Below are 16,587 nucleotides of genomic sequence, written 5' to 3'. Positions count from 1 at the left end.
GTGGCTGGGCGCTACTTGGAGGTCCTGATCTCCACGAGCGTGTGCGGACGCGCCTGCGGGTCGTCGATCTCGCCCACTCCCTCCCAGGTGTTGGCGGGAACGTCGACCGATGTTTCCTCCGTGCCGACAGTCAGGTTGAGCTGGGTGTCGTAGGCGGGGGTCTGGACGCCGTAGACCCTGTCGATCTCCAGCGTGAGCCAGCCGGTGTCACCGGTGACTCGGAAGCACACCTTCGAGTTCGTGCGGGAGTAGATCTCCAGCTGGCCGGTACCGCTGACACAGTCGGCGACGGTGATGTGACCGTCACCGCGTTTGAGGACGATGCCCCGCTCCTCGAGGATCTTGTCCGCCTGCGGATAGTTGAAGTCCTCGACCGCGTAGCCCGGGGCCTCGTCGGCGACCGCCTCGACGGAGGTGGCGCCGTGCCCCGAGGGTGCTCCCGCCGGGCCTGCCGCCATCGCGAGCCACGCCAGGGCGCCCGCGGCGACTGCGGCCCCCAGAGTGCGCCCCATCAGGCGCTTGGTTCTTGACGCGGTTGTACTACGTGCCTTCATCACAGTCCTAGCGGTTCGGTTCCGATCGACGGTCCGGAACAGATTCAAAACGGGCGTGAAGGCTGCGGCGCCAAGGTCCACCATTTTCTCAGACAATGCACGCGAACAGAAATGCGCATGGTTACGAAATCACCCCCCGATTTCCCCGTGTCGCAGCGGGATAGCGCTCTCATCCGAGATGGATTCGAGGGCCGTAACGCAATGCTTATTCCCGCAGCCTCAGGCATATAAAACCGCAACTGCCAAGCTTGTCCACAGAGAAAAAGCACGACAAACGGGTCACATGTCGAAGGCGACACGTGACCTGCGTCACCTATTGGGAAAGTTGTGCGGGAGATTGTGGATGTTCTGTGGAGGGTGAATATACGGTAGGTAACATTCCGTTTTTGGTTCGGTATTTGAGGCGCACGCCCCAACCCGCTTCGGGAATTGACCTTTGCGAAAGCAGGCGGCGATTCAGCGTTGACCGGGTAATGTTCCCGCCTGTATCGCTGGATCGATGCGATGCCCCAACCCTTATGCAACCGGGTGGAGTTGGGGCGTCGCGTCCATGTCCGCATCGTCATATCCCGCTACGGGAAGGATGCTTACCTTGTCAGCGTCACTGTGGAGCAGACGCCGGATTCTCACGACCGTCGCCGGAGCGGCCGCCGTGCCCGCCCTGCCCTCGATACTCACCCTGACCGCCACACCCGCTCATGCCGCTGATACGGACACTACGGACACCGGCCTTCCGGAAACCGACAGAGGAAGGGCCGTATGGGCGTTCAAGACGGGCGGTGAGGCGGTCCGCGAGGCCGCCGCCATCGCTCTCGCCGGCTCGTCGGCCGCGGTATCCGCCTTTCTGTCCGAGGAATTGCCGGCCGCGTCGGCGGAGGACAACCGCTTCGCTGTCATCAGCACCCTCACCTACGCGGGCTCGTCCGCCCGCGAAGCGGCCGAAACGGCGTTGTCCGCGGGGGATGACGCAATCGCCGCCTTCCTGAAGGACGGCTACCTGCAACCCGTCGAGACAGATCTGCGGGCGGCCGTATTCACCGTCCTGAACAACGGCGGCGTCGCGGTCGAGCGCGAGGCGACCAAGGCGCTCGAGGCAGGGACCGAGGCCGCTCTGCGGACGTTCCTGGAGACGACCCAGTACACAGCTCAGCAAGAGGACGAGCAGGTCGAGGTCTTCAGCATCCTCAACACTGGGTCCCCGCAGGTGAAGCTGTACGCGGAACGTGCCCTGAGCGACGGCTCCCCCGAGGCGATCCACCAGTTCCTCGTCTCCGGTCAGTACATCGCCCGCGCCCGCGACGAAGAGTCCGCGACGGTCGAGCAGTTGGTCGAGATCGTGGAGCGGGAAGGCAAGCGGGCGCAGCTGAAGACGGAGCAGGCCGTCGCCGCCTCCGACCGCGCGAAGGAGGCCGCCGAGCGGGCCAAGGCCGCCGCTTTGAAGGCTGCCGAGGAGGCCAGGGCGGCCCAGGAGGACGTGCGTAAATCGGCCAGGGCGGCGAACAACGCGGCGAGTGCCGCGCGCGGAGCCGCCAGAGCCGCCACCACCGCGATTGCCGCCTCCCGCACTGCTCAGGAGGCGTCCAGCCGCGCCACACGCGCCGCGCAGGCTGCCGCTGCCGCCGCCGCGTCGGCCGGGAACGCCGCCTCCCGCGCCTACAACGCCGCCATCGCCGCCTCCAAGGACGCCTCCAAGGCATCTGCCGCCCGCGCGGCCGCCCAGGGCGCCCGGGACGCCGCCGCACGGGCTGAGACCGCGGCGGCCGCGGCCGACCAGGCGGCCATCGCGACCAGCCAGGCCGCAGCCGCCGGATCGGCCGCCAAGAACGCGGCCCAGAACGCCGCCGCGGCCGCCAACGCCGCCGCCGACGCCGCCGCGTCCGCAGGCGCCGCCCAGTCCCAGGCGGCCAAGGCACGGCAGGCGGCAGCCGAGGCCAACGCCGCGGCCGCGCAGGCCACTCGGGCCGCGAACACCGCTCAGAGCCTGGCCACCCGGGCCGCTGCGGCGGCGCGCGTGGCACGCGACGCCGCACGGAGCGCCGCGGCTCACGCGCGGAAGGCCGCGGACGCGGCGGACGAGGCAGCGGACAACGCGGGCAAGGCGATCGAGTACGCGAAGCGGTCGACCGCCTACGCCGAGGCGGCCGTGCAGGCCGCCACCACGGCGGCCAACGCGGTCAAGGAGGCCCAGGAGGTGGACCAGGCGGCCCGCGACGCGGAGACCGCACGCATCGCCGAGGACACGGAGATCGGGGTCGAGGAGGCTCGCCTCAGGGCGCAGGCGGAGCTCGACGACGTCAACCGGGCCAACAGGGAGCGCACGGAGGCGGACAGGACCTCCACCGAGATCAAGGACCTCCTCGCCGCCGCCCAGACGGCGCTTCAGGCCGGAGACACCGCCACGGCGGTCGCGACCGGCCGGAAGGCCGCCGTCAAGCTCCTCGCCTCGACCGGCTCGTGGACCCGCGAAGCCGCTGAGTACGCCCTCTCCGGCGCCGACGACGACATGGTCAACTGGATCGACACCGACCGACTGCTCGCGCAGCGGCAGGACGACCGCGAAAGCGTCCTGACCATCGCCAAGACCGCCAAGGCTGATGTCGCCGAGGCCGCCCACCAGGCACTGGCCAGCGAGGACCCCGACGCCGCGCGCAACTTCCTCGACCACGGTGTCATCGAGGCGGCTGCCACCGAGAACCGCGTCATCATCTTCCGGATGCTGGGCGAGAACCCGGGCAGCGCGGTCAAGGAGAAGGCCCAGGCCGCCCTCAGTGCTGGAACCGCCCAGGCCCTGCACCGCTTCCTCACGGTCGAACTCATCGACGCCGTCAAGGAGGACGACCAGGTCGAGATCTTCCGCCTCCTCGACTCCGGCGGCCCCTACATGCGGTCAGCGGCGCAGATCGTCCTGGAAGGCTCCGCCCGCATGCGGCGGAGTTTCGTCAGCCACGGCAAGTACAACATCGCCCGTCTGGACCACGACCACGTCACCCACATCGCCGCCATCCGCGCCTCCATCGCCCATGCCTCGAAGATCGCGGCGAAGGCGCTGTACGACGCCGCGTTGGCGTCCAAGGCGGCGGCCGAGGCACGCCAGGCAGCGGCTGAGGCGGCCGATTGGGCGACGAAGGCGAACGGCTACGCCAAGGACGCCTCCGACGCGGCAGCCGAGGCCAAGGTCAACGCGGACGCCGCGGACAAGTCGGCGGCGTCCGCGGCCCAGTCGGCGAAGGACGCGAAGAGCGCGGCGACCGTCGCACGCGGCGCCGCCGCTGGTGCCACCTACGCGATGAAGCAGGCGGTGGCGTCCGCGAGGCAGGCGGTGGCGTCAGCGTCGAGTGCCCAGGCATCCGCCTCCCGGGCGCGTGCCGCGGAGATCCAGGCCGGCAAGGACGCGGCGGCAGCCGCCACCGCCGCCAGCCAGGCTCGCAGTATCGAGGCTGCGAAACGTCGGGCCGAGGCCGCAGCCGCCGCGAAGGCCGCAGCTGAAGCGGCGAGAAAGCACCAGGACTCCGGAACGACCCCCGTCAAGCAGAACGAGGACACGGACGGCGACACCAAGTGGTTCGGTATGTGGCCGGAGGACATGTCCGACCCCAAGGACTGGGCGGACGCCACCGGGCACTGGAGCACCGTTGCCGGCGGCATCTCGGTGGGCCTCGGTGTCGTCGGCATCTTCTTCCCGCCGGCTTGGGCTGCCGCGGGAGTAGTCGGTCTCGTGTCCCTGGGCCTGCAGGGTGTGAGTACCGTTTTCAAGGGGTTCGGCTACGGCTGGGGCAGCGCCGAATTCCAGGAGGCGCTCGGCATCACTCTGATCGGCGGTATCTTCTTCGGCAAGGGCAAGCTGTTCGAGAAGACCGGTGTGACCAAGTACGTCGGGGCCAAGGTGTCCGAGATCGCCGGTAACGTCACGACCACAGTGATCGGCTGGCTGGACTGGTAAGGAATCCCATGCCGGTGGGCCGTGACGGTTTCGCCCCCGTCCCGGCCCACCAGGCACGGCGGCCTGGGCCGCGCCTTCGGCGGGGATCCAAGGGGAGGAATGTGCATGCTGACATCGACGCTGTCCGCCGACCAGTGGTGGATACCCGCCCTCGTGTCGGGCCTCGCCCTGGGAGCCGCGGCGCAGTCCATGGCCATCAAGAAGAGGGACAAGCTGATCGCGCTGTCGGTTCCGCTCGCCGTCGCCGTCTCCATCGCCCTGGGATCGGCGGCGCGTGGGTACGAGGGACGGACCCCGCTGGTGCTGTACACGGCAGCCATGATCATCATGCTGATCCTGCGGCTGGTCTTCGCCGGGTACATCAGCCGTCAGCTCGCACTGCAGCGGGCGGGCAAGCCCACGGAGGAGGTCACCCGCAAGCAGAACACGATCTTCCTCCTCACCTTTCTGGCCACCTTGGTCCTGGTGGCGTTCATCCTGTGAGGGACTGACGCTCACCGCACTGTCTGACAAGGAGTTGGCGGTGGTTCTCCCCCTGTGGGTCTTCACGGTGCTGCTCACCGAACTGGTGGTCACCTGCATGCTGCTGCGGTGGCTTCCGGTGACGCACGAGCGGTGGATGGCGGCGACGCCCCTTCCGGCGATCGTCTTGCTGGCGTTGAGTCTGCGATACGTCGCACAGGTGCCGTGGTCGGTCACCTTCGCCGCAAGCACCGGTTTCCTGTGGGGTGTTGCAGTGGCGCTCGTGCCCTTCCGTGGGTGGGTGTCGTCATGGACGCTTCCCGCGCAGGGCGAGGCACGACTGCGGTGGCGTGAAGTGGCGTTGGTGGTACCGGCTGTGGTTACGCCGCTGTCGACGAAGGGGACATCGGCGGCGGTGGAGAAGGCGTTCGCGGCGCGTCAGGTGGTGCGGGGGCGGGGTAGGTTCCCGCTGATGCTGGGCGTGGCGCTGCTGGTGGCTCCGGTGACGTGCGCGATGGCGGCGGGGTGGGGCGCTGACGTGCTGAGCCTGTGAGGCAACGCGACACAGGATGTCTGTACGGGGACGCCGCCCACCATGGTGGAGTGCGGGCGGGCCAGCAGGACGTGGTCGTCACCGAGTCGCGCGCGACGGGATCGTCCTTCGTCCGCTTGGCCGGCGGCCGCTACCAGGTCGGATGCGCCCTCGCCTGACGCGCGATCGCCGCTCGCCTCGACGGGTACCTGCGGCCGTCGTCTCGGGTGGTGCCACGATGTGGTGCAACGGCCATTCCACAGGTGCGGTGACTGGCCGTCAGGCCCTGCGGCACCCGGCCGCCCTTCTCGCGCCGTGGTTGGCGCCCGTGTCGTCGGTGCGGGTCCCAGCAGAAAACCATCGGGCACACGCCGGGTATTGCGCGTTCCCGGACGCCTCATGAACGTTGCCCGAACGATACGCGGGCTTCGGGCAACCTTTCTTTGTCGATGCAGATCAAAAAACATGCAATGCCATCGACGGGGCGGCCGCGGGAACGCGCCGCCCGGGGGAGCTCCACACATGAGAATCGCATTCCTGGTCCGTGATCTGTGCCACATGGGGGGAGTTGTGAGTGCCACTCAGAATCTCGCGGGTGCGCTCGCCGACAGGCATGATGTGGAGATCGTGGCCCTGCGCAAGGTCCGCGACAGGTCGCACTTCGCGCTCGACAGCAGGGTGAGCCTCCGGGCGCTCACCGACCTGCGGGCGCACTCGCCGGTGTACGACGGCGACGATCCGCTGGCGCATGAGTTCCCGGTGCGTTACCCGTACCCGGAGGGCGAGAAGAAGCCTGTGGTCAGCCGGCTCGCCGAGAAGAGGCTCTTCGCCTATCTCGCCGATACGGACGCCGACGTGGTGGTCAGTTCCAATCCGCGCATCACCACGCTGCTGGCCATGGCGACAGGCGGATATCTGAAGGTCGCCCAGGAGCACTCGATGCCCGGTATCTACGAGGCTCCGCTGCGGCAGGCGCTGTTCAAGGAGTCCTACCGGAGGCTCGACGCGATCACCGTGCTCTCGCCCGAGGAGCGGGACAGGCTCGGCGGCCTGGTCCCGGACGTCCGCGACCGGATCCACGTCATGCCGAACTGCATCCCGGACCCCGGCGGCCGGCGGTCCGACGGCAGGAACAAGGTGGTCGTGACCGCGGGTGTCTTCAAGCCGCACAAGAACTTCCACGGTCTGATCGACGCCTTCGCGACCGTCGTGGCACGCCACCCCGACTGGCAGTTGCGGATCTACGGCAGCGGCCCCGAGGAGGCGGCCATGCGGCGCGGGATACAGGAGAAGGATCTCTACAACCACGTCCACCTGATGGGCCCGGCGTTTCCGGTGACCGCCGAGTTCGCCAAGGGGTCGATCTTCGTCCTGCCGTCGCTGCGCGAGCCGTTCGGAAACGTGACGGTGGAGGCGATGACCCGGGGTCTGCCGGTGGTCAGCATGGACTGCGACCACGGGCCGCGCAACATCCTCACCCATGGGACGGACGGTCTCCTCGTGCCTTTCGGAGACACCGAGGCCATGGCGGCTTCGATCATCGAGCTGATCGAGGACGACGACCGGCGTGTGCGGATGGGCCGGCAGGCGAGGCTGACCTCGGAGAGGTTCGGTCCGGGCCCGAGCGCCGATCGGTTCGAGGCGATCCTGGCCGAGGCCGCCGCCGTGCGGGAGCTGCCCGGCACGGCCGACTGCACCGTCCTCACCTCCGGCGACATGCAGGTGAGCCTCCGCCCGCGGGACGGCGCGGACGGGGGCGTCCCGGACCAGCTGTCCCTGCTCTGCCGTGATGTGCGCGGCAAGGAGAAGCCCGTCACGCTCCCGTTCGACGGAGGCACTGCGATCGTCCCGCGTCGCCGCACGCTCGCAGAGGGCACCTGGGAACTCGTCGTCGCCTCCGCGGCAGGACATGAGAGGCAGTTGCAGGCCGAGCACTGCGACGCGGGGAACCTCGTCGCGCCCGGCTGGGAAGCGGGTTCGGGAGCCATGGAAGTGCTGCTGCCGTACACGGAGGGGGACGGCCGGCTCCGAGTGCGCAGCCGGGTGCGGGCGGCGCACGCCGAGGTCCGTCTGCTGGAGACACGTGAGCACGACGTCCTCGTGGAGGGCGAGTTCTGGGGCGGCGGGGCCGTCACCGTGAACGACGTCGTCACGGCGGTTCACCGCAGTGACGGAGGGCGGGTGCTGTCCTTCCCCGTGGTGTGGGCGGAAGGGCCACTCTTCCGCTGCGAGATACCGCTGGAGGCCCTCGTCGCCGAACACGATGACGAGGAGGAGGTCTGGGACCTCTGGGTGCGGCCGACAGGAGGGAGCCAGGCGCGGATCGGCAAGCTCGTCACCGACGTCCTGGAGCCGCACAAGGTGTTCCGCTATCCGCGTCCCGTACGCGAGCGTCGCGGGCCCGCCGTGGTGAGCCCGGCGCCCCGGCTCGGTGGGCGCTTCCTGCGGACCGACCGTGGTGCGCAGAGCCCCGCCGCGTCCACCAAGGTGGAGATCCGGCCGTACTACACGACGGCCGCGCAACTGGCCTTCAAGACGGTCACCCGCTGACGTCGGCCTGGAGGCCCCCTGTGACACCACAGGGGTGGGGCCCCGGAGGAAACGTCCTCCGGGGCCCCACCCCTGTTCTCGGCTCCGCCGGTCGGGCTCAGACCTCGCGGGCCTGCTCCAGCATCCGGTCCACGACCCGGGCCGCGGCGTTGCCGTCGTCGAGGTCGCAGAACAACTCGTGGAAGCGCTGGTAGCGCTCCGCGTACGAGGCGGACACCTTGTCGATGTCGCACAGGGCGCTGACCAACTCCTCCGACGTCCGGATCAGCGGGCCCGGCGCGTCGTTCTCGAAGTCGAAGTAGAAACCGCGCAGCTTGTCCCGGTAGTGCTCCAGGTCGTACGTGAAGAACAGCATGGGCCGCTTCAGATGCGCGTAGTCGAACATCACCGAGGAGTAGTCCGTGACCATCACGTCCGCGATGATGTACAGGTCCGCGATGTCGGGGTACTCCGACACGTCGTAGACGAAGCCGTTGCCCGCGCCGGGGATGCTGTCCACCACGTTGGAATGCCGGCGGACCAGCAGGACGTGGTCGGCACCGAGTCGATCGCGAGCGTCCTCGACGTCGAGGCGCAGATCGAACTTGAACTGGCCGCGCCGATGCGACAGGTCGTCCCGCCACGTCGGTGCGTACAGCACGACGCGCTTGTCGGCGGGCACGCCGAGGCGCTCCTTGATCTCCTTGGCGCGCTGATCGAGCTCGGGGGAGTAGAGGTAGTCGTTGCGCGGGTAGCCCGTCTCGACGATCTCCCCGTCGTACGCCATGGCACGCTTCAGGATCGGCGTGCTGAACCGGTTGGAGGAGACCAGCATGGTCCAGTTGCGGGCTTCCTGGATGAGCCGCTCGTGGTACTGCGGGTCGAACTTCGGCGCTTCGATGTCCAGGCCGATCTTCTTCAGCATGGTGCCGTGCCAGTTCTGCACGATCACCTGGCCGGGGCGCCGCTCCATCCAGTGGGGCAGGTGGGCATTGGTCACGATGTAGCGGCAGCGGGCCAGGGCCTCGTACCACTCCGTGCTCCAGAACCGCACCTTCTGCACTGTGTCGGGCAGGTTGACCTGGCCGTCGCGGACCAGCCACAGGTACTCCAGGTCGGCTCCCCGGCGCAGCAGTTCCTCGTGCATGGCGCGCGGTGAGTCCGAGTACTGCTTGCCGTTGTAGCTGATGAAAAGGACGGCGTCCCGGAGGGGCTTGTGCCTGCCCGCTTCGTAGACGTCCTTGCGCAGCCGTTCCTGGCGGTAGGCGCCCCGCTCCAGGATGGACAGGTCGGACGGGCAGTGCAGCTGCGGGAAGTCGTGCCAGCGGGCCTCGAACTCGTACTCCCGGTCCTTGGCGGAACCGAGCACAGGGAAGCTGTCGACGGCCAGCCGGTCGACGACGAACGGGATGTCGTAGCCGCCGTCCGCGGGGCGCAGGAAGAAGTTCCAGCGTCCGCTCTTCAGCGGCAGCGTCCCGTCGGGCCCGGACATGGACGCGGGGGTGAACTCGGCCTGGAACGAGCCGTCCGGCGAGGTGCGCAGCTCCACCGTCTTCTCGTCGAAGCGGTCACGGGCCTTGACCACGAAGACCGCGTCGTCGATGTCGGCGGGGGTGCTGCCCCGGACGACGTAGCGGTCCCCGGACCACACCACCTCGGTGATCCTGGCCTGCAGCGGCCGGCCGGAGAACTTCAGATAGCCGTTGTTTCCCGCGATCAGCGCGATCTCGTTGCGATCGGAGCCTTCGGCGAGGGACGCGGGCAGCCGCACCTGTCGGTCGGCGAGCCCCTCGCGCACCACGGTGGACAGACGGCGCTCCGTCCCGTCCGGGGCCACCGCGACGAGCTGCGTGCTCCAGTTGCGGCGCGAGGTCAGCACGGGGTCGGCGCCTCCGGCGGCGTTCTCCTCCTTGACGACGTCCTGGTGCTCACGCAGCAGGGCGATGTCCAGCATGGGCACGCGGACGGTGAACGCCGTGTGCGTGCCGGAACCGCTGCCGAGGCTGACCGGGTAGTGCAATTGCTCGCCGCTCTTGCGGTTGGTGACCCGCAGCGAGACGGTCTCGCCCGCGACCAGCGGCACCCGGATCTCACCGTCGATCTCGATGTCCGTGCCGACCGCGCGGTGGTCCGTGACCAGGGCGCGCACCCGCTCGATGACGAGCCGCAGCGCGCCCTTCTCCGGGGTGGGCAGCAGCCGGAAGTCCTCGTCCAGCCATCGGTAAGGCGGGTGGTTGGCCCGCGTCGGCCCCTTCACCTGGACCGCGCGCTTGCGTACCAGTCCGGAGGTGGTGATGCCGATGCCCACCCGCCAGGTGCCCTCCTCCCAGCGGCCCCTCCGGCGCAGCTTCGCGGGATCGAGAGCGAGCTCCCAGCCGGACCAGTCGTAGTTGGTGTGCCGCTTCCCGAACAGGGATGTGGCTTCGGGAGCGTAGGTGTTACGCAGGGGCAGCGCGTTGACCCTGCGCGAACCGTCCTTCTTCAGGACAAGCACCTTGACCGCGCTGCGCTTGGTCGACTCGTCGATCTGGTTGATCCATGCATGCCCGGAAAGCAGCAGCTTGCCGTTTTCGTCCCACCGGATGTCCTGCAGCGGGGCGTGCAGTTTGAGGTCGGGATCGACACGGCGGGCCTTCTTCGGCAGCTGAGCGACGGCCGACTCCAGGCCGGGGTAGCGGATGTACTTGCGGATCAGCCCGTCGATCTCCACCCGGTCGCCGCGGCGCTCGGTCCTGATCATCTCCACGATCTCGTCCACCGCGTGCTTGCGGACGAGGAGCCACTTGATGCGGGCGGCGGCGGGAAGCGCCATGACGATCTGCGGGTCGACCTGGTCCAGGTACTTGTTGATCACCCGCAGGAACTCGGCACGGAAATCCTCGTCGCCCTCGGGCAGGACGTTGATGAAGATCCGCAGGTCGCCGGTGAGCGCGGAGTGGTCGTACTCCCGCTTGAGTTCGGCGGCCAGCTCTCCGGGCTGGGAGGCGAAGAACCGGCTGACGGACTCCACGGCCGCCGCGCGGTCGCGCACGGCCTTCGGCTCGGTCCGGCGCTGGGTGATCGAGGGAGCGGCCTCGCCCTCGCGCAGCCGCCAGTAGTACGTGGGCTCGCTGATGATGTCGACGGCCTCGGCGAGGAACTGCGCCGGCAGCATCACCGGGACGTCCTCGTACAGCACTCCCTCGGGGAAGGCGAGCTCGTGCTTCTCCCAGAACGAGCGGCGGAAGACCTTGTTGCAGGCTATTCGGTCCGTCAGCAGCTTCCGGTTCCGCGAGACGTGGGTGCGCTTGACCGCGCCGCCCGCGAGGATCCGGTGCATCGGGGACTGCCAGATCTTGGTGCTGTTGATGTGCTGGACGTTGCCCGTGACGAAATCCGAGCCGCTCTCCTCCAGGCTCTCCACCATGAGCCGGTACGCGTCCGGCGGGATCATGTCGTCGCTGTCCACGAAGGCGACGTACTCGGCCTCGGGCGCCAGGTGCGTCAGGCCCGTGTTGCGCGCCGCGCCGAGGCCGGCGTTCTCCTTGCGGATGAGCTTGAAGCGGGGGTCGCTGGCCGCGTACCGCGCGGCGATCGCGGCGGAGTCGTCCGGCGAACCGTCGTCCACCATCAGAACCTCCAGGTCGCGGAAGGTCTGCGCGGCCAACGAGTCCAGACAGGCGGGGAGATACATCTCCACGTTGTAGATGGGGACGATGACACTGAGCCGAGGGGCCATGGCTTGGTGTTCTTCCTTTCGGGTCAGGCCCGCTCGACCAGTTCGAGCGCCTGGTCGGGGGTCGGTGCGTGGGAACGCTCGGGGAACGGGACGAACGGCAGCGGAGTCTCCTCACCGAGGAAGACGCGCCGCACCACCCTTTCGGCTGCACGCCCGTCGTCGAACTCGCAGAAGCGGCGCCGGAACGCGGCACGTCGCTCCGCCGCCTCGGGCCCGCCGTGCTCGTCCGAGCCGAGCAGCCGGATCAGCTCGGCCTGCGAGGTGGCCACCACACCGGGCGGCTCCTCCAGCAGGTTGAAGTAGGTGCCGCGGACCGCGGAGTAGATGTCCCAGTCCGGCGCGTAGATGATGATCGGCCGGTCGAGGACGGCGTAGTCGAACATCGCCGACGAGTAGTCCGTGATGAGCGCGTCCGCGGCCAGGTAGAGCTCCTCCACCCGGGGGTGCGCCGAGACGTCGGCGATCCGACCGCTGCGCCGCAGTTCGGCCACGTGCGGGGAGCTGCCGTAGAAGTAGTGGCCCCGCACCAGCAGCGTCACGTCGGGGCCCAGTTCGTCGGCGAGCCGGGCGAGATCGAGGCCCGGGTCGAAGCCCGGCTGGTACTCGCGATGGGTGGGCATGTACAGGAACGCCTTGGTGCCGTCGGCGAGCCCCAGCTGGGTGCGTGCCCGCCGGACGTCCGCGGCGGTGGAGTTCACCAGCGCGTCGTTGCGCGGGTAGCCGGTCTCCAGGGAGACGTAGGAGCACGGGTACACCCGCTCCCACACGGCCGTCGAGAAGCTGTTGGAGCTGAGGCTGAAGTCCCAGCGGTCAGAGCGCTCAAGGAGCTTGTTGAAGTCCATGTCGGTGGACGCCGGGTACTTCTGCTGGTCCAGGCCCATCGTCTTCAGCGGAGTGCCGTGGTGGGTCTGCAGATAGACCTGCCCCTCCCGCTTGACCACGGCGTCCGCGAAGTTCACGTTGTTGACGAGGTACTTGGCCCGTGCCAAGGCCGTCCAGTACTCCCGGGAGCCGACGCGGACGTACTCGACGCCCTTGGGCACCTGGTCCACCGCGTCCGGCCGGATGGCCCACACCCGGCGGATGTGCGGGGCGCGACGGGCGAGTTCGGCGTCGATGGCGGCGGGGTTGCACGAGACGCTGCGGCTCCAGTAGGCGGAGAACAGCGCGAGGTTCTCGTCGAGAGGCAGTCGCAGCTGGGACTGGTAGAAGACGCCCATGGCGCTGCGCTTGGACAGGTTGACCGCCTTGCGGGTCCGGGTCCTCACCTTGTGCCGGAACTTCACCGCCGCGGTGGTGCTCGCCATGGCGGCGTACGCGTCGCGTTCCAGCATCGTGTACTTGTGGCCGCGGCCGCCGCCCGGGCGCTGGAATCCCCGGGGCAGGCGTGCGCGGTAGTCGGCGGCCGCGCGGTGGAAGAACTCCGCCCGGGCGTTCTGCGGCAGCCGGCCCGGACGCTCCAGCACGGTCAGATAGTGGTCGACCATCTTGCGGAACAACGGCGCCCGCCACTGGTCGAGTTCCTCGTGGGCCGCGATGAAGTCGAACACGCGGCGGTACTGGTCGAAGACGTCGAAATGCTTGCGGCTGACGGTCTTCAGGATGTTGCCGCCTTCGCGGCGCTGCCGGTAGAGCACGCAGACGCGGTCCAGGACGGTTATTCGCTCGGCGCTGATCAGCGAGCAGAACGTCCAGGGAGCGTCCTCGTAGTACCCCGGTGGGAAGGTGAGGCCGACGCGGGTGATGAAGTCGCGCCGGTAGGCCTTGTTCCAGACGATCTGGAGCAGGTCGAGCAGCTGCGGGCGGTCGGCGAGGCGGAAGACGTCCGGACCCTCGTCCCTGAGCAGGTCCGCTCGCTGATTGGGGTTGACCTTGCCGTCCCAGTAGGTGCGCACGTAGTCGTAGATGAGTATGTCCGGGTCCCCGGTCGCCGCGAGGCGGTCGGCTATCGCCGCCAGCGCTCCGTCGGACAACGTGTCGTCACTGTCCAGGAACAGGACGTAATCACCCTGGGCTTTCTCCAGTCCCGCGTTGCGCGCCCGCCCCAGACCGACGTTTTCAGTGAGGTGAATCACATGAATGCGCGCGTCTCTCTCCGCGTATCGGTCGAGAATGGCGCCCGAGCCGTCCGGCGAGCAGTCGTCGACGGCGATGACCTCGAAGTCCGTGTAGTCCTGCCCGAGTATGGAGTCAAGGCACTCGGGCAGATAGCCCTGCACCTTGTACACAGGGACGACGAGCGAGATTTTGGGCATCCTTCAACCTGTTCCGAGAACTGACCACGTGCGCACGGGCTGGAGTGGGACCGCTGTGGACGTCGGTGGGTCCGCAGGGTCTGGCCGCATTAGCGTAAAGGATTCACGCGAAGTTTCCGTGGGCACGGTAGCGGGACGGCCGAGGCCAGGCCAATGCCGGAATCATCCGATTTCACAAGGTTCTTGTTCCCCCGGTGAAGGCGGGAGGATCTCCGCGGCCATAGTGGATCTCCCCTTTATGTCCCTTATGGCTCATCTGTCCGACTCGATTTTCCCGGCTCCACAGAAGAGTCTGCACGCACGGACTACATCTTGGAGGCATGAGGATGAGCTGGCTGGTCACCGGTGGGGCGGGGTACATCGGCGCACATGTGGTGCGCGCCATGCGCGACGGCGGCGAGTCCGTCGTGGTGTACGACGACCTGTCCACCGGCAGCGCGGACCGGGTTCCGGAGGGGGTCCCCCTCGTGGTCGGCAGCGTCGCGGACCGCGACCTGCTGGAGCAGGCAATTCGTGACCATGCCGTGACAGGTGTGGTGCACATCGCAGCGAAGAAGCAGGTCGGGGAGTCCGTCGAACGGCCGCTTCACTACTACCGGGAAAACGTCACCGGCCTGCAGACGCTCCTTGAGGCCATGTCCGCGGCCGGCGTGGACAAGATCGTGTTCTCCTCCTCCGCGGCCGTCTACGGCATGCCCGATGTGGACCTCGTCACGGAGGAGACTCCGTGCGTTCCCCTCAGCCCGTACGGGGAGACGAAGCTCATCGGCGAGTGGCTGATCAAGGCGGCGGCCGCCGCGTACGGCATCCGGGGCGCCTCCCTGCGCTACTTCAATGTGGCGGGAGCGGCTTCGCCGGAGCTGTCCGACACCGGAGTCTTCAACCTCATCCCGATGGTGTTCGAGCGCCTGGAGGCGGGGGAGTCGCCGCGGATCTTCGGCGACGACTACCCGACGTCCGACGGCACATGTGTCCGCGACTACATCCATGTGCAGGACATCGCGTCCGCCCACCTCGCGGCGGCACGGCGTCTGGAGGAGGCCGCGGCAGGCACCGCCCTGACACTGAACATCGGCCGCGGTGAGGGCAGTTCGGTGCGGGAGATGGTCGACCGCATCCTCAAGGTCACCGGCCGGGAGGACCTGACCCCCGACGTGACCGCCCGTCGCGCAGGCGACCCGGCGCGCGTCGTGGCCTCGGCGGACCGCATCCACGACGAACTCGGGTGGTCGGCCCGCCACGGCGTGGACGAGATGATCGAGTCGGCCTGGCAGGGGTGGCGGCACCGCCGCGCGTGACGTGACGCGGCGGGGAGTTCCGCCCGGCAGAGTGTCAGAGCCCGCCCGGTCGTCCGGGCGGGCTCTGACATAGCGGGGCTCAGACGAGAAGGTCCTTGTAGTAGAAGGTGGCCTTCTTGTCGGTCTGGGTGAGAGATTCCTCGGAGCCGAAGCCGATGTGGAGGCGGGCGGCGGCGGTGTTGGCCATGTCGGGGATCTGGACGGCCAGGCCTTCCGGCTCCCGGTAGAAGAGGCTGTTGGCGGCGTTGCTCCAGCGTCGTTCGTAGACGATGCCGGTGTTCCAGTCGACGGAGGTCAGGTAGGTGTTGCTCTCGCTGGTCTGGTTGCCGCCGGCGTCGTAGGTGTACGCGGTGCCGTCGAGGAGATACAGGTACTGCCCCAGGCTGGTGTACCCCTGGAAGGTCTTGCCGGTCAGGACGTCCGGCTGGGCGATGGTCGCCAGCGGGGTGAACGTGCCGGCCCTGAAGGTGGCCAGGTCGTAAAGGCTGAACTTCCAGGCGCCGTTGATCCGGTGCCGGTGCACGAGGCGGTTGTTGACCGGGTCGATGGCGACGGTGTTGTGGTCCGAGCCCGGCACCGGATCGAACCGCGTGACCTGGGACGAGTCGGGCTGCAACACGGCCCCGTTGGCGAACTTGAAGCGCGCGACCTTGGTGCCGTAGCCGTTGTTCTGGCTGTCGGGCACGGAGTCGGTCTCGGTCCACACATAGGCGCTGTTGCCGGAGGGCTCGACACCGATGGAGACGCCGTGACCGAATCCCTTCAGATACATCCGCCCGATGATGTAGCCCTGCCAGTCGAGCCGGGTGATGCACAGGTCGCCGTTGGTGGAGCGTTCGGTGCCGGTGTAGGTCCGGGTCTCCCCGGGGAGAATGCGCCCGGCCTGCACCAACTGTGCCGTGTAGAGGTGCTTGTTGGTGTTGTCGAAGGCGAAGGACTGCAGGATCCGCGTCTCGCTCAGCAGAATTTCGCGAAGCCATTTGTCCGAGCCGTCGGTGAGGTCGAACCGCTGGGAGCCGGGTACGGCTGCGGACGCGGTGCCGGCCTGGGTGAGGACCAGGGACCCGGTGAGGGCGGCGACCGCCAGCCCGCCGGTCCGTCGGAGTATCTGGCGTCTGCTGGGGCCGGACGTCTCGCCGTTCATCTGACTCGGGATCCTCCCGCTGCGGTGATGTGACGCAGGATTGAATCACTCTGCCCTCTTCGCGCACCAGCCTTCATCTGCTCAGACCGGCGAACGGTTCCCGATCCGGCTTAATTGTGGTCGACGTCACATATGTAAAGAGGGTGTGAAGGGTG

The 16,587-nt window shown here is 68.3% G+C and carries 9 protein-coding genes; 5 read left to right on the top strand and 4 right to left on the bottom strand.

The features are described 5' to 3' along the window. Positions 1-11: 11 nt before the first annotated feature. Entirely contained in the window at positions 12-512 is a 501-nt protein-coding gene (locus tag ACZ4UU_RS13435) for a hypothetical protein (RefSeq protein ID WP_468039466.1), read from the bottom strand. Positions 513-1,137: 625 nt separating this feature from the next. Between ACZ4UU_RS13435 and ACZ4UU_RS13430 the strand changes: the two genes are divergently transcribed. The 4 genes from ACZ4UU_RS13430 (at position 1,138) to ACZ4UU_RS13415 (ending at position 8,038) form a co-directional block, all read left to right on the top strand. Beyond that, the gene (locus ACZ4UU_RS13430; RefSeq protein ID WP_468039464.1) at positions 1,138-4,494 is read left to right on the top strand and encodes an ALF repeat-containing protein; all 3,357 of its coding nucleotides are present in this window, start codon (positions 1,138-1,140) and stop codon (positions 4,492-4,494) included. Positions 4,495-4,599: 105 nt separating this feature from the next. Beyond that, a complete protein-coding gene (locus ACZ4UU_RS13425; RefSeq protein ID WP_468039462.1) occupies positions 4,600-4,977 on the top strand; it encodes a hypothetical protein in 378 nt (125 codons plus the stop codon). A 40-nt stretch (positions 4,978-5,017) separates the two neighbouring features. Continuing rightward, positions 5,018-5,509 (top strand): hypothetical protein, encoded by a 492-nt coding sequence (locus ACZ4UU_RS13420; RefSeq protein WP_468039460.1) that lies wholly within the window; start codon positions 5,018-5,020, stop codon positions 5,507-5,509. Positions 5,510-6,010: 501 nt separating this feature from the next. Then, positions 6,011-8,038 carry a glycosyltransferase family 4 protein gene (locus ACZ4UU_RS13415; protein WP_468039458.1) on the top strand — a complete coding sequence of 676 codons (2,028 nt, stop codon included), beginning with the start codon at positions 6,011-6,013 and terminating at the stop codon, positions 8,036-8,038. A gap of 97 nt (positions 8,039-8,135) precedes the next feature. Here the strand turns inward: ACZ4UU_RS13415 and ACZ4UU_RS13410 are convergent, their stop codons facing one another. Both ACZ4UU_RS13410 and ACZ4UU_RS13405 read right to left on the bottom strand, forming a co-directional pair. After that, complete coding sequence (locus ACZ4UU_RS13410; protein WP_468039456.1) at positions 8,136-11,735, bottom strand: bifunctional glycosyltransferase/CDP-glycerol:glycerophosphate glycerophosphotransferase; 3,600 nt, start codon at positions 11,733-11,735, stop codon at positions 8,136-8,138. Positions 11,736-11,758: 23 nt separating this feature from the next. Continuing rightward, complete coding sequence (locus ACZ4UU_RS13405; protein WP_468039454.1) at positions 11,759-13,990, bottom strand: bifunctional glycosyltransferase/CDP-glycerol:glycerophosphate glycerophosphotransferase; 2,232 nt, start codon at positions 13,988-13,990, stop codon at positions 11,759-11,761. A 326-nt stretch (positions 13,991-14,316) separates the two neighbouring features. Here ACZ4UU_RS13405 and galE point away from each other — a divergent pair, with 326 nt between their 5' ends. Continuing rightward, a complete protein-coding gene (gene galE, locus ACZ4UU_RS13400) occupies positions 14,317-15,288 on the top strand; it encodes a UDP-glucose 4-epimerase GalE (protein ID WP_468040187.1) in 972 nt (323 codons plus the stop codon). Positions 15,289-15,367: 79 nt separating this feature from the next. On the opposite strand, the gene ACZ4UU_RS13395 is transcribed toward galE, so the two are convergent. Beyond that, positions 15,368-16,432, bottom strand: a complete 1,065-nt coding sequence (locus tag ACZ4UU_RS13395; RefSeq protein WP_468039452.1) for a phage baseplate protein — start codon at positions 16,430-16,432, stop codon at positions 15,368-15,370. Positions 16,433-16,587: the final 155 nt, after the last annotated feature.

The organism is Streptomyces sp. NPDC028907 (assembly GCF_055564995.1).
The sequence above is the reverse complement of the archived record's forward strand: the minus strand, read 5'-3'. Positions and strand labels throughout refer to the sequence as shown.